At 55.9% G+C, this 22,682-nt stretch carries 27 protein-coding genes; 10 read left to right on the plus strand and 17 right to left on the minus strand.

Annotated elements, in window-relative coordinates; translation table 11 throughout:
* Positions 1-62 precede the first annotated feature (62 nt).
* The 4 genes from GYH29_RS10975 (at position 63) to GYH29_RS10990 (ending at position 1,758) form a co-directional block, all read left to right on the plus strand.
* Positions 63-470, plus strand: coding sequence for a putative holin (locus GYH29_RS10975; RefSeq protein ID WP_161523740.1), 408 nt, complete (start codon positions 63-65; stop codon positions 468-470).
* Positions 454-762 (plus strand): phage holin family protein, encoded by a 309-nt coding sequence (locus tag GYH29_RS10980; protein WP_161523741.1) that lies wholly within the window; start codon positions 454-456, stop codon positions 760-762. The genes GYH29_RS10975 and GYH29_RS10980 overlap by 17 nt, the downstream gene beginning before the upstream one ends.
* Before the next feature lie 70 nt (positions 763-832).
* Positions 833-1,357, plus strand: a complete 525-nt coding sequence (locus GYH29_RS10985) for an N-acetylmuramoyl-L-alanine amidase (RefSeq protein ID WP_161523742.1) — start codon at positions 833-835, stop codon at positions 1,355-1,357.
* Entirely contained in the window at positions 1,357-1,758 is a 402-nt protein-coding gene (locus GYH29_RS10990; protein ID WP_161523743.1) for a hypothetical protein, read from the plus strand. The genes GYH29_RS10985 and GYH29_RS10990 overlap by 1 nt, the downstream gene beginning before the upstream one ends.
* Positions 1,759-1,898: 140 nt before the next feature.
* Here GYH29_RS10990 and GYH29_RS10995 read toward each other — a convergent pair whose 3' ends face one another.
* Complete coding sequence (locus GYH29_RS10995) at positions 1,899-2,132, minus strand: hypothetical protein (protein ID WP_161523744.1); 234 nt, start codon at positions 2,130-2,132, stop codon at positions 1,899-1,901.
* Between the two features lie 332 nt (positions 2,133-2,464).
* On the opposite strand from GYH29_RS10995, the gene GYH29_RS24825 reads away from it, so the two are divergent.
* The gene (locus tag GYH29_RS24825) at positions 2,465-2,668 is read left to right on the plus strand and encodes a PAAR domain-containing protein (RefSeq protein ID WP_232060572.1); all 204 of its coding nucleotides are present in this window, start codon (positions 2,465-2,467) and stop codon (positions 2,666-2,668) included.
* A 916-nt stretch (positions 2,669-3,584) separates the two neighbouring features.
* Here the strand turns inward: GYH29_RS24825 and GYH29_RS11005 are convergent.
* From GYH29_RS11005 to GYH29_RS24670, 11 genes are all read right to left on the minus strand, one after another.
* Positions 3,585-5,093: a hypothetical protein gene (locus GYH29_RS11005; RefSeq protein WP_161523745.1), complete on the minus strand. Its 1,509-nt coding sequence runs from the start codon at positions 5,091-5,093 to the stop codon at positions 3,585-3,587.
* A complete protein-coding gene (locus GYH29_RS11010; RefSeq protein WP_161523746.1) occupies positions 5,090-6,268 on the minus strand; it encodes a caspase family protein in 1,179 nt (392 codons plus the stop codon). The genes GYH29_RS11005 and GYH29_RS11010 overlap by 4 nt, the downstream gene beginning before the upstream one ends.
* Complete coding sequence (locus GYH29_RS11015; RefSeq protein ID WP_161523747.1) at positions 6,265-7,449, minus strand: hypothetical protein; 1,185 nt, start codon at positions 7,447-7,449, stop codon at positions 6,265-6,267. The genes GYH29_RS11010 and GYH29_RS11015 overlap by 4 nt, the downstream gene beginning before the upstream one ends.
* 272 nt (positions 7,450-7,721) lie before the next feature.
* Positions 7,722-9,542 (minus strand): formylglycine-generating enzyme family protein, encoded by a 1,821-nt coding sequence (locus tag GYH29_RS11020; RefSeq protein ID WP_161523748.1) that lies wholly within the window; start codon positions 9,540-9,542, stop codon positions 7,722-7,724.
* A 6-nt stretch (positions 9,543-9,548) separates the two neighbouring features.
* Complete coding sequence (locus GYH29_RS11025; RefSeq protein ID WP_161523749.1) at positions 9,549-9,881, minus strand: hypothetical protein; 333 nt, start codon at positions 9,879-9,881, stop codon at positions 9,549-9,551.
* A gap of 491 nt (positions 9,882-10,372) precedes the next feature.
* Positions 10,373-11,281: a tyrosine-type recombinase/integrase gene (locus GYH29_RS11030; RefSeq protein WP_161523750.1), complete on the minus strand. Its 909-nt coding sequence runs from the start codon at positions 11,279-11,281 to the stop codon at positions 10,373-10,375.
* A gap of 150 nt (positions 11,282-11,431) precedes the next feature.
* Entirely contained in the window at positions 11,432-11,911 is a 480-nt protein-coding gene (locus GYH29_RS11035; protein WP_161523751.1) for a DUF1203 domain-containing protein, read from the minus strand.
* 542 nt (positions 11,912-12,453) lie between these two features.
* A complete protein-coding gene (locus GYH29_RS11040) occupies positions 12,454-12,771 on the minus strand; it encodes a hypothetical protein (protein ID WP_161523752.1) in 318 nt (105 codons plus the stop codon).
* Positions 12,768-13,382, minus strand: a complete 615-nt coding sequence (locus GYH29_RS11045; protein WP_161523753.1) for a hypothetical protein — start codon at positions 13,380-13,382, stop codon at positions 12,768-12,770. The genes GYH29_RS11040 and GYH29_RS11045 overlap by 4 nt, the downstream gene beginning before the upstream one ends.
* 2 nt (positions 13,383-13,384) lie before the next feature.
* Complete coding sequence (locus GYH29_RS11050) at positions 13,385-13,906, minus strand: PAAR domain-containing protein (protein WP_161523754.1); 522 nt, start codon at positions 13,904-13,906, stop codon at positions 13,385-13,387.
* A complete protein-coding gene (locus GYH29_RS24670; protein ID WP_198001665.1) occupies positions 13,899-14,582 on the minus strand; it encodes an XRE family transcriptional regulator in 684 nt (227 codons plus the stop codon). Before GYH29_RS24670 ends, GYH29_RS11050 begins: the two co-directional genes overlap by 8 nt.
* A gap of 83 nt (positions 14,583-14,665) precedes the next feature.
* On the opposite strand from GYH29_RS24670, the gene GYH29_RS11065 reads away from it, so the two are divergent.
* The 4 genes from GYH29_RS11065 (at position 14,666) to GYH29_RS11080 (ending at position 17,472) form a co-directional block, all read left to right on the plus strand.
* Positions 14,666-15,289 (plus strand): SOS response-associated peptidase, encoded by a 624-nt coding sequence (locus GYH29_RS11065; RefSeq protein ID WP_161523755.1) that lies wholly within the window; start codon positions 14,666-14,668, stop codon positions 15,287-15,289.
* Positions 15,290-15,418: 129 nt separating this feature from the next.
* On the plus strand, positions 15,419-16,429 hold the full coding sequence (locus tag GYH29_RS11070) for a hypothetical protein (RefSeq protein ID WP_161523756.1): 1,011 nt from the start codon (positions 15,419-15,421) through the stop codon (positions 16,427-16,429).
* Complete coding sequence (locus tag GYH29_RS11075; RefSeq protein WP_161523757.1) at positions 16,422-16,856, plus strand: hypothetical protein; 435 nt, start codon at positions 16,422-16,424, stop codon at positions 16,854-16,856. The genes GYH29_RS11070 and GYH29_RS11075 overlap by 8 nt, the downstream gene beginning before the upstream one ends.
* Complete coding sequence (locus tag GYH29_RS11080; protein ID WP_161523758.1) at positions 16,849-17,472, plus strand: hypothetical protein; 624 nt, start codon at positions 16,849-16,851, stop codon at positions 17,470-17,472. The genes GYH29_RS11075 and GYH29_RS11080 overlap by 8 nt, the downstream gene beginning before the upstream one ends.
* A gap of 12 nt (positions 17,473-17,484) precedes the next feature.
* On the opposite strand, the gene GYH29_RS25160 is transcribed toward GYH29_RS11080, so the two are convergent.
* Complete coding sequence (locus tag GYH29_RS25160) at positions 17,485-17,694, minus strand: DUF4113 domain-containing protein (RefSeq protein ID WP_408610192.1); 210 nt, start codon at positions 17,692-17,694, stop codon at positions 17,485-17,487.
* Here GYH29_RS25160 and GYH29_RS11090 point away from each other — a divergent pair.
* A complete protein-coding gene (locus GYH29_RS11090; RefSeq protein ID WP_081551377.1) occupies positions 17,628-18,638 on the plus strand; it encodes an IS5 family transposase in 1,011 nt (336 codons plus the stop codon). The two genes, GYH29_RS25160 and GYH29_RS11090, sit on opposite strands and share 67 nt — an antisense overlap.
* On the opposite strand, the gene GYH29_RS11095 is transcribed toward GYH29_RS11090, so the two are convergent.
* The 4 genes from GYH29_RS11095 to GYH29_RS11110 all read right to left on the minus strand — a co-directional run bounded on the left by GYH29_RS11095 (position 18,584) and on the right by GYH29_RS11110 (position 22,170).
* Positions 18,584-19,969, minus strand: coding sequence for a Y-family DNA polymerase (locus GYH29_RS11095; RefSeq protein ID WP_161523760.1), 1,386 nt, complete (start codon positions 19,967-19,969; stop codon positions 18,584-18,586). The genes GYH29_RS11090 and GYH29_RS11095 overlap by 55 nt on opposite strands.
* A complete protein-coding gene (locus GYH29_RS11100; protein WP_232060574.1) occupies positions 19,969-20,421 on the minus strand; it encodes a LexA family protein in 453 nt (150 codons plus the stop codon). The genes GYH29_RS11095 and GYH29_RS11100 overlap by 1 nt, the downstream gene beginning before the upstream one ends.
* A 33-nt stretch (positions 20,422-20,454) precedes the next feature.
* Complete coding sequence (locus GYH29_RS11105; RefSeq protein WP_161523761.1) at positions 20,455-21,033, minus strand: phospholipase D family nuclease; 579 nt, start codon at positions 21,031-21,033, stop codon at positions 20,455-20,457.
* 264 nt (positions 21,034-21,297) lie between these two features.
* Positions 21,298-22,170 carry a competence protein CoiA family protein gene (locus GYH29_RS11110; RefSeq protein ID WP_161523762.1) on the minus strand — a complete coding sequence of 291 codons (873 nt, stop codon included), beginning with the start codon at positions 22,168-22,170 and terminating at the stop codon, positions 21,298-21,300.
* Positions 22,171-22,682: the final 512 nt, after the last annotated feature.

Below are 22,682 nucleotides of genomic sequence, written 5' to 3' on the forward strand. Positions count from 1 at the left end.
GCATTTTTATTGGGGGTGAGCGGGGCCGGGAAACCGGCCTTTCGTTTTATTGAGGAGGGCATATGTCTGAACCTGTATCCAGCGCGGCGGGAGTGAAGTCGACGGCGGTCGTGCTCGGGTTCGCCGGCCTGCTGCCGCATTTGGAAAGCGGCGTGTTCTACGCCAGCTTCGCCGGCGCGGTGATCTTTGTGTTGGGCGAGCGTGATGTTGGCCTGGGAACCCGGCTGGCCTATCTATTGCCGGCGACGGGGCTAGGCATAGCCGCGGCCAGCGCCAGCAGCGAGTTCATGACCTGGATCCTGCAGCGCTTTGCCGGACTGTCGTTGGCGGTGCCGGCAACGGTGGGCGCCTACGTCGCCGGGGCCGTCGGGGTCAAATTGGTGCAGTTCGCCATTTTGTTGTCCGGTAATCCGCTGATGAATTGGAAGAAGTTTAAAGGGGAGGAGAAACGCGATGGCGGTGCTAGCTGAAGCCCTGACGCTGATCAATGGCGTGATGTGTGGCGCGATTTGCGCGCGCTTGCTGAGTTACCGCCGCCAGGGCGCGAAATACAAACGCTGGGCCTCGCTGTTGGCCTACTTGATGATCGTGGCGACCGGCGGCATCGCAATTCGCATTGCTCTGGGCGAATACCGCACCGTCGATTTTTCTGAGTGTCTGCTCAACGTCGTGTTGTGCATTGCGGTATTTACCGCGCGCGGCAATGTGTGCGACATCCTACGCGCACCGCCTAGAGCCGGCGAACCGCATCATCCACAGTGAACGGTTTCACGCCGTCAACCCCATCACCCTCGCGCTACAACGCGGGGGTTGGTTTTTTATGGAGGTGAATATGAAAGTTCTCGTTTCCGCTGGACACAGCAATGCCGATCCCGGCGCGGTGGCGAACGGCCAAACCGAAGCCACGATTGTGACCGACTTCCGCAATATGGTTGCGCACTACCTGAAGGCCGCCGGGCACCAGGTCGTGACCGACGGCGTCGGCCAGGACAATCAAGCGCTGTCGACAGCGGTGAAGCTCGCTGGCAGCGGGGTGGATCTCGCCGTGGAGTTTCACTGCAATGCGGCAACGACTGCCGCTGCCAGGGGCGTGGAATCCATATCCTTGCCGGCTTTGCGTGAGCAAAGCCAACGCATCAGCGCCGCGGTGGCCGGCGTGCTCGGCAGTCCGCTGCGTGGCAACCGGGGCTGGATAGACCAAAGCCTGAGCGCCAGGGGCAAACTGGCTTTTGTCAACGCCGGCGGCATCATTGTGGAGCTGTTTTTCATCACCAACCCGCAAGAGCTGGCCGCGTATCAGTCGCAAAAGTGGCTGGTGGCAAAGGCGGTGGCGGCGGCGATGCAGGAGGGGAGGTGATGCGGACGCAGGCCTTGAAATGGCTTGGGCTACTGATCGCTTTGGCTGCCGCCTGGTGGTTGGGATGGGAGAGCCGAGGCGACAAACTGGAGTGGCAGCAGACCCAGAACGAACTAAGCGCGGCCAGGCGCGCGCTGGACGACTTCATCACCGAGAGCCAGCGGCTGCAGGGCTTGGGCGCGCTGGTGGAAGAACGGATTGTGAAGCTGAAGGGCAATACCGAAACCCGAATCGTGGAGTATCGAACTCATGAAAAACTTGTGCCTCTTCCCGCTGATTGCCGGATTGATCCTGAGCGGCTGCGCCAGCTCCAGGCCGGTGTCAACGATGCCAACGCGGCCATCGCTGCCGCCGAATCTGCAATCCAAGCCCAAAGTAATGCAGGGGCCAGTCAGCAGTAGTTGGGATGATCTGTCAGTAATTTACTTGAAGACGGTGAAGCAGTTAGCGCAATGTGAAATTGAACGGATTGCGGAAAGAAAGGCGAGGCGGTAGATGTGGAGCGCGCCCCTCGAAGAGGTGGCGCGCAAGTGCTAAAAGGTTAGCTACCCCAATCCTGCTCACTATGTATGGCAGCGCCAGTTTCGGGGTCTTTAAGGAATAGGGTGCCAAGCGTGGTTTTATTTGTGTCTATACGATGCCCACCTGAAGTTTTCCCAACGTCAGGCTTGGACAGAATTTGTTTGATCGCTTCCTCTGAATATCCATCTTCAACAAGATTGTCAATTTTTAAACATTTCTGTTCCTTGAGTTTTTCATAAATTTCATTATGCATTGTATTTTCCTTGAATAGTGTTTTAATAACGGTAAATAGAATATAAGTTGGGCTTCATTGTTCCCCACTGATTTGTAAAAAATATTAACATATGTCATTGGTATTGTATTGCAAAAACTGTTTTAAAGGCCAGTTGTGAGTATGACATTTGTTACCTACGGTTTCACGCTCATTAAAGTACAGCTTGGGTGAGGCCTGATGGAACGTGTAATCCGACTTGGGGACCCTACCGATCACGGCGGTTTTGTTACTAGCGCCGCTTCTACAACGAATTTATTTGGAAAAATGTCGCGCTACTTGGTGATTCAGTCAGTTGTCCGCAGAACGGCCATGTGAACTGCACCATCGTCGAAGGGGATCCACACTGGCTGGTGGGCGGCAAGCCCGTTGTCCTGAAAGGACAAATGGTCAGTTGCGGTGCAACCTTGATTTCAACGATGCCGAAGTGGGACGCTCGCATGAAGGGGGCGATGCTACATTGCAGGTGGCCGCGGCCAGTTGGTATTTGTGACGATTGCTGTGGCAAAGCATCCTAAAGGACTTGGCACTGATAACCTAGGGAGACTTGCTGATTAACAATCTGCAAGCTCCTCTTGAGCAGTGTACTTAAGTCAGCTCATCGGCTTAAGTGGACCTTGAGCCTCTGAACAGACTGGGGCGAGAATGTTTCTGTCATCTGCCGTTAAGCCGCTGATGGCTGTCAACTGCACCGGTACGGTTCAATTGTTGGGATCAAGTCCGGAGTAAACCAAGCGAGTTGTGCTTGGCTGGGTTCGACGTCCTTGCCCGACACCTAGCGCTTCCCCAAGTCCAACTTGATTATGTTGATCCGGTCGAATAGGGATGGCTGGCCATCCGCGCACCACTGGTAGAGACTTTGGTTTGGAGGGAACCTGTCAAGCCGATGCTTTGCTACGAGCACGAGGCGCTCAGCAAGTTGCTGCATATCGATACCAAGAAGTTCGAGCGCTTAGTGTGCCCCAGCACCGGGTGGTGCGATTCTGTCAAAAGCGCGGGTTTGAGGGCGCACGTGGTCACTGACTATCATTCGTGCGCCGGCTACATCCAAATGCACTTTTACGAGCGCAAGACCCAGGCCGTGGGGCTCCTCAAAGCCAGTGTCGCGCATTATGCGGTGCTGGTAACTGATCACCGACAACGGCAGCGCGTACCGCTCCAAGCTCCTCACCAAGCGCTGTGCCAAGCACTGGCTCATCAAGCCATACCTCCTGCAGACCAATGGCAAGGCCGAACGGTTCATCCAGATTTGGTTGCGCTAGTGGGCCTATGGTCGGGACTGAGTCAACAGAGCTGCGTATACCGCGTGGCTTTGCGCCTTCCTGGCATATGCTTTCCTGGTGTGCATTACAACGCCCGTCGGCCACCCTCAGCGCTCAGTTGCTGCCCACCAGTCTCCCGCCTACTCGGGAGCAACGTGTTGAAACTTAACAACTAGCCGGCGACGCTTCCAAGTAGGAACTCGCCTTCGTCTGGTTGAGGTTTCTCCCGCTTAGGCTTGCTAGTGGCCGCAGGGAGCCCAGCAAACTCACCATCAGACGGGATTTGAACGGTAGGGGGCCCGCTGGATGAGATCTGGACGGACGAGGTCTGGGAGTGTGAGGTCTCAACGGTCGGAAAAGGCGGTAAAGTCTGGACGCGCTTGATCTGGAGCTGCGGCAAGTCTTGGGGCAACTCGGCTTCGAACCCCAACGTGAGATCCGAGGCCAGCCTCGACTTAACAAGCTGCGGGATGATTTGCCGCCGGCGTGGCGCCCGTGGCATGCCGGCCCACCGAAGTACGTCGGGTTCTCCGGGAAAACGTCCGTAGAAGCTGGTGATCGCGCCTGCCCATCCTTTGCTTGCGCCGAGCGCCTGGACCTTGTGGAAGTCCAGAGGATCAGTCTCGAGAAGCGCGCCGCCCAGCAGCGATGCCGCTTCTTGAAGCAGGTTGACGCCCTCGGTGAAGATTGGCCAGCCGTGAGCCATACTCTCGCGCAGAAGCTTGAGCGGATTAAATTCCTCCGTGTGCGTGCTCCGGCCATCGCGCAATAGCCGGGCGCAGTGCACGATAGCGGTATCTGGTAGCCAGCGGAAGTTGCGCGACAGGTTCTCAAACCACTCCAGTGGAACCTTATACGCCGCATTAACACGCAACAGGAAGTAGGCAGCAGCCACTGCGCCGATGGGATCGTTGAATTTGGCGCGGAGTAGTTCCTGCGCGACATGTACAGGATCGGCGACTGCATTCATTGAGCGAATTGCGTCACGTGACAGGAACTCGAGCAGCGTCTCCGCCCTGGAGCGGAAGCCGGTCACGACAACTTTAAGTTCGTCTGCTCGCGGGTCGCTCGAGTCCTTGGGTGTGATCAGCACGCGCGCACGCCCGTTCCCTGGCAGGGCGACAAAGCGCCAAGTTACCTTGGAGCCTCCGATCTGCATCAGCCAGTTCGAAGCGTCCAACTGCAGGTCCATCTGCCAGGCCGAACGGCTGCGGTGTACCTCTAGAGGTTCCACGGAAACCCGGTGCCACTCGCCGTTCTGGTACTTCCAGAGACGTAGCCATACCTTCGAGAACTCGTCCATGCCAAGGTCCAGGTCCGCTTGTGTGCTGGCGAGGCGACTGCCCGGGTTGAGCTTGGGAATGGCCCAGGCAGACCATTCATTGGCCGAAGCATACTCCAGCTGAAAGTGCACGCAATAGGTGTCCGTCGGAGAGGGAATACTCATGTCAACGCGTTGCGTCACATGGCGCCCAGATGGCCAGGTCAGACGCACGAAGGCAAATTGAATTTCCTGGGGTATGCTCAACTGGGTCGGTTCGCGGGTACTCGTTGAGCCGATGGCCAGCACGGCACCGTCCGTATCCAGAACCTTCACCGGGAGAGCCACACCCTGATCCTGAGGTTGATTGAGCTGATGGGCGAGGCTTGGGTAATCTAGTGATATGGCGATGTGCTTCATGGCTGTGAACTCATCGTGAACAGGTACGTCGGGGGGGCTAACTCCTCGTCAGCATGGACGAGCTGGGGCAGGGTGCCGGCGGGGTCCAATGCGCCGACCTCGTAGATGCCGCGCGGTAGCTCCACTTTGAAGACCTGATCCAGTAGAGTCTGCGCTACCCGGTTGTTGCCATTGGATGATTCCAAGTACATCTCGTACAGTACCCGGCGCTGGCTCGGCGCGAGGTCCAGGCGAACTTTCACCTTGGGTACAAACGCCCGCCGCATGAGCGGCACTACCGGGCCAGTCACGAGCTGTTCCGAGACCTGCTTGTTTTTGCCAGCATCGGCCTGGTCCGGCTCGTTCTGCGCGAGCAAGGTACGCACTGCTGCCGACAGGTTGTCGCCATCGACCGTCCAGGTCTGGTGACCTGGGTCTTTGGTGCCGCAGTAGCCTGACAACGCGCAGATGAGCGCGGAGGTGAATCTGGAAACTGTAGGCCCCAGAGGTGCGAAAGCAAGCTGGCCTTCGCCGGTAGCATGAATCACGGTGACATGCTTGCGCGACACATCCGTCCCAAGGTCCGCTGGCAGCAGCGGCGGCGGCTGGGCCCCCAGGGTCATGGCTAGGGCGTGCGGGATGTTCCGGCAGGCGTCGATGAAGAAAAAGACTGACCCGCAAATCTCTCGCTCGACGGCGCGGATCGTCAACGACACGTTGAAGGCTTTTGTCCACGGTTGCGAGCAATGGCCGAACTCCTGTGCGAGCAGGTAATGGTCGGAAACCATCACGCCATGGCCACAAAAGTAGAAGATACCTATGTTCTCGTGATGACTCTTGAGGCGATCTAGCCAGTCCTCGAAGGCTTGCTGGATGGCGTCTTGTGTCGCATCGGCGAGCGCGACCGGGCCACCGGGCGTGGTGATGACCACGGGCTGCTCGGCCGACGCGAGTCCCTCGACAGAGGCCAGTGGCGCGTCAGGGTTCACGAAACCCCCTGTGCCGGTGCCCGGCGACAGAAACCAATCAATTAGCGCCTTGACCGAGACTGGGGGAGACTCCAGCTGCTCGAGGCCCATTGGGTCACTAGCGAGCTTACCCGTTCCGTTCAGCAGATGGGGGTACTTCCCGACCCCGATTGCCAGTACGTGCGTACCGGCCTGGCCGGCCACCGCGTTGTTCAGTAGGGCCGTCATTGGGCGCAGGCTCCGGTAGAGGCATCGGCCTCCTTCAGGCGCGCAGCCATTCGCTTGTAGAAGCTGGGGCGCTCGAAGTAGCCGCCATGGGCGCCCAACGTGCTGAAGCCCGTGTCGTAGCTGAAGTCGGACACTGCTTCGACGACGGGCTTGAGCTGGTAGCTGAGGACGTCATTCATATCGAATACGTTTAGCCAGCGTTTGATCCCTTTGGGGCGAGCGATGTGATCCTTCTTCGGATCGACTGGGATCGTGGGGTCGCTGGCCTTGTAGAGCTTCATTTCCTCGAACAAACCGACCTGAGAGCCAACTGTGATCAGGCAGTCGATACTCAGGGCCGTGTCAAAGTAGGTCAGGATGTCGTAAACGATCTCGCCGCCAAAACTGTGTGCCACGACGATGAGCTTGTCGTCCTCGGTGAGCTTGGACTGGGCTTCTTTTAGCGCCTTCAAAACTGTTGTGACGATCGGACCGGGCGCATCGACCGTGCCTCGGCTATTCAGATAGACGAATGCGTCGCCTGTGAAGCGGGTGACGACGGTATTGAGCTTCTTGCGAAGGAGCAAGCCAGCAACCCCTGTCGTGACGTCCGGCACCGCGTTGACCAGGCGAGATGCCCCTTCCTTGATCGAGTCGAGGATTTTGCTCAGGGGACCGAAACTCTGGACCTCGGTGGCCTTGGACTGGCTCAAGAGCAGATCGGCAAAGTTCTTCGGGCCCGCGCTTGCAACCCAGCCCGGATGAGGGTTGGCTGTCGCGTAATTGCTGGCGAGCTCGTATGACCTCGCCAAGTAACGCGCCTCGTCTTCTGACTTGGCTCCTGCCATCGTCGAGGCATAGAGCAGGTCCACTGCGGCCAACAAATCTGTCTTGGCCAGCTCGACGAGATTCCTACTCTGATGCGAACTGGCGAGCAGGCCAGCCACCCGGGCACGTGCCTTGGATTCCTCATCTGAACCGAAGGATGCGAGCTTGGCCACCCCGTTCGGGAGCACCGCCATGTCCCAGGCGAACTTGGCTCCGAACTCGCCCCAGTATGGGCTGATGACCGTAAGCTTGTCGGCACTCAGACCGAGTGCCGGCGCCACGTACTCTCGCAGGAATCCATTCCGCGCCTTCTCATTTTCCCGGTAAGCGTCGCCGTCTCGATTGTTGACGCCGTGGACGAACACAATAGGCATGTCGATCTTCCTAGTCTTGATGTCGCAACCTGAAGCGCATCCTGATCGCAAAGTTGATATTTTATAACGACAATGGCATTATTTGGCTCGTCCTGCAAGTGGTGTAGTGCTTCACATACGAGGATAGGTCCCTGCTGTCAGTCATAAAGTTCGATTCTTGCCAAGTAGCCCAGTACATGTCAGACGTACCCGAAATGGTTCTCTCACAGCCAGAACCTAGGTGACATTGGCACGCCAGGATCGTCACTGCATGCTAGAAAGGTTGCACTCCCTTAAGAATCCTCAACGACACACCTTGCCGTGATCTCACGAACTATCGAGTCTTCGTCGGTCACGGGACGCATTTGAAACGCTGTCGCGTCTTCCTGGTTGAACTGGTAGGTCGCCCCCATGTAATAGTGCTTGTACGACCCGGACATGTTTGTGACCCAATCCCCCGCATTTCCTACGGTATCCCAAAGCCCGAACGGGCTTCGTTCAGTCTTGTAAGCATCGACGGGCTTCAGCGCGGGAGGCGGCCCCCCTTTTTCGGGAGGACCAGGGACATTCGCCTTCGACGCGTCGAAGCGATTGCCCCATGGGTAGGTGCGTCCGTCTACTCCTCGCACGGCTAGCTCCCATTCAAGATCGGTTGGCAGTCTCATGTGCCGCGCCTCGCAGTAAAGGCTTGCCTCCAGGTGAGTCATGGGCGCGGGGCACTCCTTGCAGGGCAGCGTACCGGCACCCACGACGATGTCAGCCGGCGCTTCCACATAGGGGGAGTTCGTCGCGGCAATCACCTCGAAGATGTTACCGAGCGACATACTGAGGTTCCGCACCTGCCCGAGACCCGTCGCGTCGAGGGCAGTGCTGCGCTCGTGTGAGGATAGGATGAAAGAGTTTTCGATTTTAAGCGTGCCAGTGGCCAGCATCCTGCGTGCGACGGTCTCATAGGCACTGACGGTCGGGGGGGTGAGGTCGATCCAGAAGGCATGGTTGCTGCGTTGTGCCTCACGCTTGCTGCCATGGAACCACGAGACCGCTGGGATAAACGCCATGCCGGGATGCATCTGGACATCCGCGGCCGGGGGCAAGCTGAGCGAGACCAGTTTCCCGCGGGCGTCGAATGAGCGAAGCAGGTTCAGGTGGAAGCTGAGGGCACGCTCGACTCCATCGGCGTAGTTGGCATGGACTCGCAAGATAACGTTGTCCGCGGGTACCCAAACTCGAACACTGTTGCCGCCATTGGCCGACTGTTCCGCGATCTTGGAGCTCGAATTACTGTTTGGCTCCTCGGCGCTGGCTACCACCACTACGTTGTGCGCGATGTCTGGCAAGCCCGCCAGATCAATCTCTACGATGACATGGCTCCAGTAATACCAGCCGGAAGCAACAAGCAAGAAGGCGACCACTGCGCCCGCAGCGACGAGGCGATTCCGCAGTCGGGAGACAGCGCGTTCGCGGTGGACGACTTGGTTCAAGGAACTTCGCGACAAGCGCACCGCTGGGCCTGCCATCCGGTAGCTGACTGTTTGCCCGCGAATTACGCCATCTTTGTCCAGTCTCTCTGCGATGTTGGCCACCGCTCGTGCGAGGTCTACTTTCTCGGCCCGGGAAAGCTCCTCCGCAAAGGCAAGGCTCAAGCGTGAAGCACCGTCGGTAGGGAGCGCAATGGCGCTCTCAGTCTCCGCGCTGGCAAAGACGACGAACAGAGGGACATGCTGCTCTACAGTGCCAACGTTAAAGGCCGCGGCATGGCAGCAGTCGAGAATCAAAATAGTCCGCTCGGAGGCGGTCGATGTAATCCATCTCTTCAGGGCATCCGCCCCCCGACTGGCAACCGACCGTCCTTCAGCCATCCAGGCAGTCTCGACCTCGGTTCCCACCAACCATGCGTGCCCATACACGTAGACGAGATGCAGGCCAGAGTCGGGCGCCGCGATATCGCCGATGCCGTCCCAGACAGCCTCCTCCGGCGGCCCACCGAAGAAGCCCTCAAATGCACCACGCACGACCGACAGGACTTTCGCGGCTTCGGGCAGTCTGTCGACGCTTTCGCTTGGCGGCGTGTCGCCATCAAGCGAAACGAAGGTCAGTCGGGTCAGGTCAGGCACGACGACCTACCAGCCGAAGAAGTCGCGCATCGTCGCACCGCCGGCACCCTGGTGGGCCATTATTGCCGGTCCAGAAACAATCAGCTTCTGCACGATGACGGGCGTTGCCGCTCCCAGGTGGAAGCAAAGTAAGGCAGATGCCGTCCCCTGGATGTAGAGAACAGGCATCAGCCCCCCAAGAGCCACCATGCTGACGGTCGTAACCCAATAGACGGGATACACAGAGAAGCGCTTCACGCCTCCGGGCTTACGTGCCAGGCTGTACCAATGCAGGAGTTCCGCTGCGAGTCCCCCACAGAGCGCTATCAGTACCTGAGTAAGCAACGTGTCCAGTACCATGGCGAGCCCCTCCCTATGACAATGACTTTATGCGATAAAGATGGACGGTTCAAGCCAATACTGCATGTCCGGCGGAACAAACGGCGAGTGCGGGAGCAACCGCGGCAGATTCCAAAAATTGGGCGAGGTCGATGCTGGATTGAATGCGCGCAGGCGGCAAACTGATAAATTTTTAACGTTGTGCAGGCTGAATTCCTATAACGGCTTTTGGTCGAGCTGGAGGCAGCGTCTTGGTCAAAAATGGCGAAGTCTGCGGCTATCAAAATCGAACAGCAGGTAATTCAAATCGGAGTGCCTTGAAACTCTTTAAATTCTACCGTGAAATTTATGAGATTTATTTAATGAGCAGTCTTGGTCCGTATCTGGCTCGGGTCGCCGATAGTTATCTTTTGGTACGCGGGCGTTGATCTGCCTTGTCGTAGAGCTTACCGGCCTGGCCTGCCAGCTCAGAGAAGAGCAGGGCGGCGCTGGCACCACCCTGCAGTGTACGATTATGCAGATGGTTGGCTATGAAGGATGAGCCGGCGCCACTCTTTCTCCTTTTGGCGCCGCATTCCGTTGTACCCGTCAGTCATTGCTTGGCTGGTATGGCCCAGCAAGGTGTTGGTGTTGATGCCATAGGGCCGGTAGATGCGTTCGCTAAGTGAGCGGATTTCGTGAAACGTTGCCGGCTCCAGTCCCTCCCATTCCGCGGCGGGGATCACTTCGTCGCGCAGGCTGGCGAAGTTGACGGTCAGCGCTGACACCTCGTAATGCATGCCATTTGATTTCCTGATCAGGTATTGCCCTCCTGCACGATAGTGCTGGGTCTCTTCAATGATTTCACCCAACTGGCGGTTCAACGGCGGGCAATATAGCTGCAGCGGGATGGCGACCTTGGTGCCGTTCTTTTGCTGTTCGATATGCAAGTGCTCATCCCATATCGCCGCTAAAGAGAGACGGGCGATGTCGGCACGTCGCTGGGCGGTCGCCAGCGCCAGGCGCAGCGCGTGCTGAAACCACTGCTTTCCTTTTTCGCCGGCCCTTTGATGTATCGACTCCCATTGTGCTAGTGAGAGACGAGCTCGTTTGACTTCGGTGGGGAGGGCGCGCAGGTAGAGCGCGGGGTTACGATCCATCAACTCCGCATAGATCGCCTCATTGAACAGATCCTTGGCTTCGATCAGCACCCGCCTGGCCGTGAATTGACGGCCAGACTCCCAAATCGGCTTTATGGTGTTGACGATGTGGGCCGGCCGGATCTCATGCAACGTAATGTCGCCAAGCGATGCGCACAGCCAGCGCAGATTGTTGGCGCGGCCGCAGAGGGTCTTGGGCTTGAGCTTACGCCTGGCTAGGATGCTGATGAACTCATCGCGCCAGCCAAATAAGGTTTGCGCACGAAGGGTTGAATGGGTCATGCCTGCCTCGATCGGTAGATCGGCCATATGGCCGCTGCCTGTCCGGCAGTGAACGATGCGAGCGTACTGATGAGTGTAAGCCAAATCTTCTAAGCGGCCCATCCGGCAGTGAGCTTAAGTCTACTCTGCTATATCACATTGGTCTCATTTTCATGCGCAACGGTTCAGCCTCAGCGCATAGCAGCCATGGGCGGGGAAGCGCAGCATCGCGAAAGCGATCTCTGGTCGAGCTTCCCAGCGCGCCATTGTCTCTTCCACCTCTTGCGTTGGCAGCAAGACAGCTTCCAACATGGTCTGTTCATCGTCGTAAGCACGCAGCGCCATGCTGGCGCCCAGGTAGGCGTTCTCGCCAACGCGGCGCAGCAGCGATGACAGCTCGGGAAGCGTCTCCGGCTGAGATTCTGCTGCCAGGAAAACCGGGCCATATTCACGGTAAGGGCCGGCTTGGCGAAATGGGCTGTAACTCGCCAGGATCAGTTCTTCTCCCTGGCTGGCGCGTCGCAGCGCGTCACGGAATGGTTCGCCGCCGCTGGCCGTCATCCGCCGCACAGGCTGGCCGAGCGCATCGATCCCTTCGCGCCGCGCCCGTTCCACGAAAACCGGGTCCAAGGTTTCCAGTTGCCATGCCATGTCGCTCTCCTTCGATTCATTTGAATGTGCGAAGTCTATGGCGACGGCTCCAAGGAGGCGACCCGATTCCTGCTGTACTTGCCTTCCATGTTATCTGTGTGCAATGGCAAGCCACCGTCCAAACTCAGCGGGCTAGGGGTGTGGAGGGGGGCTATTTCCGGGCCATTGACGCTATCACCAGATAGTGGCGCCGCATCACTCTGTACGCGGACTGCATCAGCCGGACTTTGCCTTCCGGCGATTCCAAGTCCAGCGTGACCGGCTTAATGGCCCGTCCGCGCGGCTTAAGCGGGATGCCATAGTCGGCAGCGGTTTTCATTCCTTTTTGCTCTCCGGGCCACGCCATGTAAGCCTCTGTTGGACATGTTCAAGCAGCCGTTTATGAGTAAGGCAGGAGGCCGGATCCAGGGTTTGCAATCTTCGGATCGCCTCTTGCTCGATTGCTTCGTCGATAGACGGCCGGGAGGTGTTAATGGGGACACGCTCCACCGCGGAAGGGGAGGTTTTTATCGGATTAATCCTTGGGCATCCGCCTTCCGGCTTTAGAGCCGTCGGGTCCATCCGGCTCCCAATCCTGGGCAGACGACAAGCATCTCCAACGCCGTGCCGTCTTTTGAGTCAATCCGGGCAAAAGAACTGGTGCGATCCTCCAGGACATAGCACCGAGTCCCGGTTTTTACGGCGAATGCCGGGTCTTTCATCTCTTGGGTTTTAAAAACCGTTGTTTCCGGTGAGACAAACTGAACTTCCGTTAACTTGATCGGGTTGCGCCAGAACGCAGGAGTTCCAATCTCCCGCATCCCTACAAACATGACTGCGGCACCGAGAACGACCCCGACCACAAAAGTAATAATTTTCATTGATCTTTCTTCTGGTAGTAATTTTTCTTCACAAAGCGATTCGACTTGCTTAGTACCGCCAAGAGCTCAGCCGGCGTGACGGGGAATGAGAGCCAGCGAGGATCGTGGGCCAGAATACCCACAAGCTCCAATGCGTCTGCGACGTTCGACGAGCATGAGTTATCGAAGATGCTATACGTGCTGTGTCCTTCACCCTCTTTTCGGATGTGCGCCCTGTCAGACTGCACTCTCCGCTTCAACTCGTCCTCCACTACCTTCTTTTCACGCGGTGACACCCACAGCACAATGCCGGCGTTGTCTCGGAATCCCTGGCCGCCCATTCGTGCAGGCCCGAGCGCGCGGTTGTATGTGCCGCCATTCAGGTAAACCCCTTTGGGCATCGTGACATACTCTTCGTGGCCGCGACTATACACCGTCCCGTCGATCACTACCGCGGCATGCCCCCATTGAGATCCTGCGCTAATGGCCCGCGAGTCACTGATGATGACCTCAATGAAGACGCGGGGAACCGTGATTGTTTTGACCTTGGTATCTGAGGTCGGCGTCAGCTGTTTTGTCGCGACTTTGACAAGAGTCTTGCCGGTGCTTGGAGATTGAATTTGCTCAGACACGGTTAACCCTCCAAATAGATATCGATCTGGTGCTGTTCTGCGACAGAAGCCAGCAAATGCGTGTGTCCATTCGAATCTGTTACGCCATGCTCAGGCTCGCCGCCATCCACAGACAGTGCATACTCGGTATTGGCCAGCGGTGTTCCTTCGGAGTCTTTGATAACGTACTTGTCATTGAACATCAATGCGGCAGCTGCATTAGCAGCTGCAAGCATAGAACCGCCAAGTTCTGCCCCGACGCTAGCAGCAGCGCCCGGCGTGTTATCAACCGTGGCTTGTCCCTGCGAAGCGATCAGCACCGCTCCGCAAGCAGTATGCATGCCTTCGACAGCGACGTTTTTACCCATGAAGGTGTAGTTGACTGCCCCCGCCACGATAGGAAAGCTCCCTTTGCACATCGGACAGAAAACCTGATGGCCGATCCCTGAGGCGTTTTTGCCAAAGACGGTGAGGGTAGGGAACGCTTCCAGAACCGTTCCCCCGTGCGAGGTGGAGTCGCCCTCTCGGATAATGGGCTTACCCATACTGCGCGTCTTCACTTGGTACTGGTACATACGCAGGGTCGAGCAGTCCTTCGATCGATGGTTCGTCCGCATATTGAATGATGGTGACATCATTGTGGATGGGGCCGATGATGCGATCTCCATTGTCCAACTCGCTGCCTACGATAGCCATCGGCCGATCATCCATCACGCCGGCTGCGCCCGCGCCGCTGATGATCCTGGCTTCTGTCCCATCGGCATAGCACACGCTGTCGCCGACCAAGGCCACGCGCTCCTCAAACAGATACATGGGGGACGTAGCTATCACCTTGCCGCCACGCTCAGAATAAAACGCGCTGGTGGCGATGGGATAAACGGCCTTAACCGGTCTTGCTGAGATTCGCGCCATGAGATCGACCGCTATGCGTTGTCCTTGATCTGGAGTGTGTTGCATACGCTTGTCCTCAGGTTGTGTTGAATGCTTTGCCAAGGTGGCGGCAATATCGACTAACGCGTCCAGCGAGAAGCGGCCTGTATTCCCACGCCACAAGTCGCTGATGCGGGGCTGCGTCAGCCCGCACAATTGTGCAGCTTCGCTCTGCGTCCAGTCATTTGATGCAAGCAGTAGCCTGATCTTTTCTAGGACCATTGCGCGGATACCGTGGCTTGAGTCTCCATTGAGCCAATTGGCATAATTTATGGTTTGGAATAGTGCCATTAGGATACAATGCCATAAAGCGCATATTATGAGAAATCCACCGTGTTCCAGCCATAAAGGCAGGCATGCTCTAAGCTGATTTCATGTGCGTAAACTTCACTCCGCCAACTCACCGTCAGTTGCTGGATGGCTTCGGCCTGGACGCCACCGGCTTGGAGTGGCGCGCCGAAACCTGGCAGGACTACCCAGCGCCCATCATCACCGCCGGCGGCCTGCTACTGGCCAGCTACGGTTTCATCCCTAAGCCTCACTTGCCACCTGGCGTGCGACTGACGACGATGAATGCGCGCGCTGAGACGATAGGGGAGAAGCCGACATACAAAAGAGCGTGGAGCCGGTGTCAGCTGTGCTTGGTGCCGATGCAGGCCTTTTTCGAACCCTGCTATGAAACCGGCAAAGCCGTGCGCACTCGGATTGGCCTGGCCAGCGGCGAACCGTTTGCGGTGGCGGGGATGTGGCGAGAGTGGCAGGAGCCTGACGGAGGCGTTTCACATGCGTTCACACAGATCACCATCAACGCCGAGGAGCATCCGCCGATGAAGCACATGCACAAGCCTAGGGACGAGAAACGCTCGCTGGTGATTCTGCCTCGCGAGATTTACGGCGATTGGCTGGTGTGCCGCGAACCGGAGCTGGCGCGGGCGATGTTGGTGCTGTTCCCTGCAGATTTTGTGGTGGCGAGAGCTGTGCTGCTCAAAACAAGATGATAAGCAAAACTGGGGCTATGCTTTTTACTGTATAGATGTATTTATGCGTATGGACTTAGTGGTATGCCTGTGGTATATGTGCTAATTGAAAAGCATCTTAAGCACTGTACTGACACGGGAATTAATTAAGTGAACGCAAGACATAACATATTGCTGAGTGATTTAACCAAAGCTTATCAGCAGTCAAAGATACCTTTGCATGTGGTATGTGATTATTTAAAGGCTGAGGACAAACCCGTGGGGCGGTCTTGGGATGATTTATATGAAAAAAATAAAAATGAACTCGATTTGCTTGACAATATATTGGCAGAAATAAACTGCTTTGGCTGTAAAACCATCTTTGCTTTTGATGCGAAAGAAATTAACCTAGACTCATTGCGTCTATTTCAGGTTGATGAATCAAGCTTTTATACTAAGGCATTTAAAAATTATGCATATTACCTTCCTATAAAAAAAATTGACACGCACGACTATTGTGCAATCTCATTTGGTCGCACAAAATATGCATATGAGATATACAATCTAGTGGAGGGCGACCTCACTCAAATGGCAAGGCAAAAATTTTGGAAGTCGAATACGACTGTGAAATTAAAGTCTGAAATTCCTGTTCTTGTTTTTGATGGACTGGTTCATGATAGATTAAATAATATTCTTTTTGTTCTTATTGATAATAAAAGGTTCAGTTTTGATGAGAGTGCATCAGATATGTGTTCTCACTTTATGGCATTCTTAGAAGCATCCTTTCCTGGAGTTGCTGGCTGTGAACCCATTGATCTGTTTCCGCTGATTGAAGGAATTTACAATAGGTCATCAGAAGGACTGGTTCATCGTCTTGCTTTTGAGTGTTCTACGGGTGTTAGTCGTGATGAGAAATTAAAGACTGGCCAGCTCGACTTAAGGGATGAAGGCTACCATGTTTCAGGTAAAGCTGCTATTGGTGGAAAAGTATCACCATATAAAATTGGGATTACATGGACTACTCAAAAGAACAAGGGGCTGAGAAGTCAGGTTTGTTTCGAGTTGCATGGTCAGAAAATTAACTTACATAAGCAAGGAGGCATATTCTTTGGGGCAGCCACTTCTTACAATATGTTTGATGAGCTTTGTTTTAATTTAAAGAGAATAGGGTTGTATGTCTGACATTGCTAGAGGGCTAGCCATTAGTAGGCGCATAGACATATTAACTGGAGCATCTTCTCCAGTTAATCATGTAGTGCGTGAGCTCGTGCGCCACTATCAGAATGTAGACGTACGTCATATCCCATCGTATGAATTGGAAAAAATATTTGACCGGCTGAGTCTACCCAAAAGTGACAATTGGAAGGAGTTGATTGATTTGATCTGCTTCGACCTGAAGCTGGCCGAGTTAAAGTTTCATCTTGTTGATGGTGATTCTGACTTTGACTTGAATTTTGATGATATTCAAATGGTAATGCAAGGTCACCCTATACTGGTTAATCACACCTTCTACTCACCTGCCGCCGCAAGAGAAAAAATATTTACTTATCTCGTGCCAAATAAGCGATTTCGTTACTTGCTTTGTGCTAAAAGGGCTTGTGATGAGTAGCTTTGATGATTTTGCCAGACTCTATGGAGAGGTTCCATTCAGGCGAACATTGGAGATCATTGCCCCTGCCAATTATGACACATTCGTATCTCGTCTCTACGAAGAACTTGGGTGCATTATCCAAAATTTAGAAAGCGCCCCAAAGGAAAGGTCAAAAGATCTAGAAGATAGGTTGTCTTTGGAAATAGTAAACTGTTTGAAGTCTGCAGGTTATATCTCAGAGAAAGATCCTACGCACGGTGGGCATGTAGATATCCTTGTTTACCCTGTGCAGAAGAAGGACATGAAATGGTATGCTGAAGCAAAAATCTGGGGTGGTGTGGAGTACTTAAATGGAGGAATGGATCAGCTGTTGACACGCTATGCATCTGGCCGACATCCCAGCTTAGGTTTTATCGTGTATTTTAAAAATGGCGAAATTATTGATAGTATGAGTAAATGGGCTGTTTGCCTTAAAGATAGAAGCGATTTTCAAGAGAAAGACGAAAGCGAAGATGGCTTCACATTTTCCACCATGCACAACCACGCTTCTGGAAAGAATATTATGGTGAGACATTTTGCGGTCAATTTAAATTGGAGCCCGAAAATTCGAAAATCAAAGCGTATAAAATTGTGACCTAAATCATCGTCAGATACTCAATAACTCATTGATCTTCGTTGTTAAACAGGGAGACCGCAGCTCCTGCCGCATGTGCCAGTCCGCCGTCAGGGGACTTCCAGAAACCTCCCGTTCTGGCATGATCTGACCTGCCCCCTGACCGAGACACACCCATGAAGAGCCTGTTCGCCGCCGAAGAACGTGAAAGCAAACTGTCCAAGCTAGGAGACCCGCTGACATCGCTGAATCAGCATGTCGACTTTGCCGGGCTGGCTGCCAGCGTCGACCGGGCATTGCCGAGGCCACACCGCTACTTTGGCGGCAGACCGCCATATCCCACTGAACTGATGATCCGGCTCCTAGTGATCCAGCAGTTGTTCAACCTGTCCGATGCCCAGCTTGAATTCCAGGTGCTCGACCGAACCAGCTTCCAGCGTTTCCTGGGTATTCGCGACAGCGGAAAGGTGCCAGATCGAAATACGGTGTGGGCCTTCCGCGAGCGGCTTGCGCAGGCGGGGTTAGGTGCAAGCCTGTTTGACGAGGTGAACCGCCAGTTGCATGCCGAAGGCTATCTGGCACGCTGCGGCCAGATCATTGATGCCACCTTGGTGCCAGTGCCGACCCAGCGCAACGGGCGGACCGAGAACGCCCAGATCAAGCAGGGGGAAACGCCGGAAGAATGGTCGGCCAAAAAGCTCGCGCACAAGGATGTCGACGCTCGCTGGACCGAGAAACATGGCAAGCAGACCTTCGGCTACAAGCTATCGGTATCGACCGACTGCCGCTACAAACTGATCCGTACCGCGCACGTCAGCCCGGCCAACGAAGGCGACCAGACCCACCTGTTGAAGGTGCTCGATTGGAACAATACCAGCCGCGCCATGTATGCCGATCGTGGCTACACGGCGCTGGATATTCTCAAGGTGTGTGGTTGGCGGCAACACATCCAGCGCCGCGCCAAGCCGAAACAGGCCCTCTCCGAAACGCAGGTCGGTCGTAACCGGCGTATTGCCAAGATCCGTGCACGCGGAGAGCACCCGTTCGCCGGTCTACGCGCCTTGGGTGGCAAATTCCTGCGCTGCGTTGGCTTGCCGCGCGCGACCTTGCAACTGCACCTCAAGGTGCTGACCTATAACCTGAAGCGGATGTGCTGGCTGAAAAGCAAAGGGGTGGGGGTATTTTGACGCCCGAGGTGCGTCCGGAGTCTGCGAAATACGGGCTCCGGGCGCAAAAACAGCAGCTTCAGCGACGCTGGCTGCGTCAAGTTGCTGAAAATTTTATCTGTGTGAGGGCATGCTTGGTTTTTGATTGCCTGAAGCAGGTTTCTGGAAGTCCCCGTCAGCTGCTCCGCAGCGGTACGCAGCGTGCCGCGGCCCCAGTCCTTATTGATCTTGTCCATGGTGGCCATCAGCCGCGCGCGGCGAGGATCCGACGGTGCGGCGAACAGGTCCGACTGCTGCACCGCCTGATCGCCAATCTCCAGCAACATAATTCCCGCCTTGTGATAGCGAAACCCTGGCCTGTATATCTGGCGCAGGCCGGCCAGCGCTGCGCGCGTGATTAGCAGGGTGTCGTTGCTGGGCTGGACGAGTGGCACGACAATATAAGGCCGGTATTGCGGTGTGTCGGCGAAGGGGCTGGTCATGATCTGCACCGCGACCAACCGAGCTGTGCTGTGCTGCTGGCGTAGCTTTTCGGAACCGCGGGCAGCGTGGTGAGCAACGGAAGCGGTGAGGGTGGCCAGGTCGGTGACTTTCTCGCTAAATGATCTGCTTGCGATGATCTGCTGCTTGGCCGGCGCCACGTCCTCCAGAGCCAGGCAAGAGACCCCGTTTAGCTCCTGCACCGTCCGTTCCACCACCACTGAGAACGTCCTTTTTATACGGCGCGGGTCAGCCTGCTTGAGCTGCAGCGCCGTGGTGATCCCCATGGCACCCAGCTTTTCGGTTAGCCGACCGCCGATGCCCCAGATTTCGTTGACCGGAATCTGCCCCATGAGTGCATCAGCCTCGGCTGTGCTCAGCCAGCCCCAGGCAAACACGCCGCCCCATTCTGGTCGCTTCTTCGCCACGCGATTGGCCAGCTTGGCCAGCGTTTTCGACGTACCAAAGCCGACACAGGTCGGGATACCAACTCGTTGCAGCACCGCTTGGCGGATGCGATGGCCGTGGCTGTCCAGGTCCGGCATGCCGTCCATGCCCAGGAAGCACTCGTCGATCGAATACACCTCTTGGTCCGCGGCGAACTCGGACAGCACGCGCATCATGCGCTGGCTCATGTCGCCGTAGAGCGCGTAATTCGAACTGAACACCGCTACGTGGTGCTTGCGGCATAGCGCCGCGACTTCGAAGTAGGGCCCGAACATTTTCAGCCCCCATTTTTTGGCCTCAGCGCTGGCAGCGACGACACAGCCGTCGTTATTGCTCAGCACCACAATCGGCCGGCCGGCGAGGTCTGGGCGAAACACTCGCTCGCAGCTGGCATAGAAGCTATTGCCATCAACCAGAGCAAACATTACCTGAACCTTTTCACACAGCCGCGCACCACGCCCCACACCTCCAGTTCCTGGCTGGCGGCCAGACGGATGGGAGGATAGGCCGGGTTCTCGGCGACCAGCGCACAGCGGCCGCGCACGCGGTGCAGTCTTTTGACGGTGAATTCGCCATCGACCACGGCGATGACGATGTCGCCATTATTTGCGGTCAGCCCCTTGTCCACCACCAGCAGATCACCCTCGTCGATGCCGGCGCCGATCATCGAATCGCCGCGGACGCGCACCAGGAAGGTGGCTGGTGGGTCGGCAATCAGGTAGGCATCGAGGCTGATGGCGTCGTCGAGGTAGTCGTCGGCGGGCGAGGGAAAGCCGGCGCGCACCGGAAACCCGGCGACAGGCAGCCATTGGCCGCTTGGCTGGCATGAATGAATTGTCATGTAAAGATGGGATAAATTGAATGTGTACGAATTCAAATTACACCACGAAATGCAAAAGATAAAGCTGATTTAGTAGGATTTTTCCAGCGGTGTCGATTCGTCCCAAAGCCTTGTCCACTCAAGCGCATAGCGTGATGCCAGCGGCTTTGCATTCCAGATCACCAGAACATTTTCCGCATTTTTACTGGCGGCTGCGGCGCTGTAGTTGAAGCTGCCGGTTTGAACATGTAAACCGTCAATAACCATGAACTTGTGATGCATGATCGAGTATTTGCCATTCAAGCGGACCGGGACGCCCTGGTTGGCCAGAAAAGTCGTGGCGCTGTAGCTCTGGCTATTGCTTTTCTCATCGGCGACCACCTGGACGGTGACGCCTCTTTTGTGCGCCTCTAACAACGAGGTGGCCACTGGCTTGCTTGAGAACGAGTAGGCTGCGACTTGGATGGAGGAGTTTGCGCTGCTAATGCTGCGTAGGATGAGGTCTTGGCTGCCACCTTTCGGCGAAAAGCCGACTTCGTAGCTGGCGCCTGGTGGCATGGACTGGAATAGACCGCTCCCGATAGGAGAGCGCAGATGAAGAGGAGGGAGAGTTTGGGGAACGTCATGGCATCGATTCCTTGAGCTGAGGGTGTCAGCGGACCGTACCATGTGACCGCGCAATGGCCCACTCAGCGTGGACTTGCGACGGGCGCTGCCGCGCGAGTGTCAGTTTTCAGCACGTCGTGTGTCGAGATAGCCGGTGGCGGGGAAGGGAAAGCCGTCCTGGACGGGGCTTGCAGCCAGAGGAAGCCGGCAGGATGCGGGTGGCTGGGCGATTGGTCTTGGCGAGTGCATGGTCTTGCGTAAAATGAATTTGTATAAATTCAAACCATACAAAAGAGTGACCGCTGCCAAGGGCGATTTGACTGATGGCTACTCCACATCAAGGGCATCGAGTAGCCAATTCAGCCAAGCTCTATCCTCAAGAGGGTAGCAGCCTACCCAGCGATCTCGGCTGATTGACCAATCACGGCGACTCCCGAAAGACGACACTATCGCACCCGGAAGAGAGGATAGGTCTGTGGCAGTGGGCTTCATCCTATTAGATGATATGACTTCGCGGACAAGGTCCGTGCTGAGGCCGGTCGGTCTCGGCGCAATTGCAACTGGGGCATGGGCTGGCTCGTAGTCGGCAGCAGTGTATTCAATAGGCTCTGCGTCACGTCGGTGGTACAGCCATGACTTGTCGGACGTACCCGTGATGACGATTTTCCGGAGGCAGTCGAGCGTAATTTTCTCCTCTCCTCGCTGGTAGGCTTTCAGTAGGCCGACGAGATTAATCGCGATGGCCGGCTGCTTCGCAATGCGGAAGGCATCGCGCATGCCCTGCTTCAGACGGCGGCGGAATTCGAGGACGATGGCAAGCTGTGCGTGTTTTTTGTGGAGCAAGAAGTCGGCGAGCATACTGCTCGGCAGGGCGGGAGATCGGATAATGTTGTCTGGGATAAAGCGTTTCACAGGTGTGCGCTGAGATTTGCCGAAAGCAAGACTGTCATGAATAGGGACTGAAAAGGGTAAGCCTTCGCGCAGTAGCTGGTCTACAGCAGATGAAATTGAGTTAGCAAGCGCCTCGCTGCAGGGAGGGACGCCGTGATGCGCAAAGTGATGAACGTTTACTTCTCCCTTTCTGGCTATGAGTGGCCCGCCGCAGGCTGTGCATACACACTCACATGCCAGCCCCCGTTCCACTTCTGAAATATCTACAATACGCCCTTGCTTAAGGCCGAAGGGAATGTGGTTACTCATACACTTTCAAGAGAGTCGATTGATATCGCATGGCTGAATGCTTTGCATTTTGCAATCAGCATGACAATGCTAGGTGAATTATGCAAATTTATAAATAGTCATGTGCGAGTTGTGTAGTAATTGGACGACGGTGCAATGAGTAGAGAACGCGGTTCATCGCGTGCTTTTTCTTCCTTGGCCGGCACTTCAGTCTCTCCTGCACCCGGGAAAGCCTTCAGGTTGGTCTTGCTCTTGACTCACTGCCACCGCGCGCGAATCTTGGCCGCTGGGCTGCCCAACAGGCGATTTTTGATGTGACAGATTTGTACCGCACAGTTCTGAGGGCAAAAGGGGGGCATGTGACAAAATAGCGCCGCAAAGCCGAGGCACTGTCCTGCACTGTGACGTAATGTGCCGTAACTTGCGAAATGGCAAAAGGCGCAAGCCATTGATTTAATTGCATTCTTACAAAACAGTTCTGACTTGTAATCAGGGGGTCGCGAGTTCGATTCCTGCCGCCGGCACCAATAAAA

This window comes from Chromobacterium haemolyticum (assembly GCF_009936155.1).
Taxonomy (GTDB): domain Bacteria; phylum Pseudomonadota; class Gammaproteobacteria; order Burkholderiales; family Chromobacteriaceae; genus Chromobacterium; species Chromobacterium haemolyticum.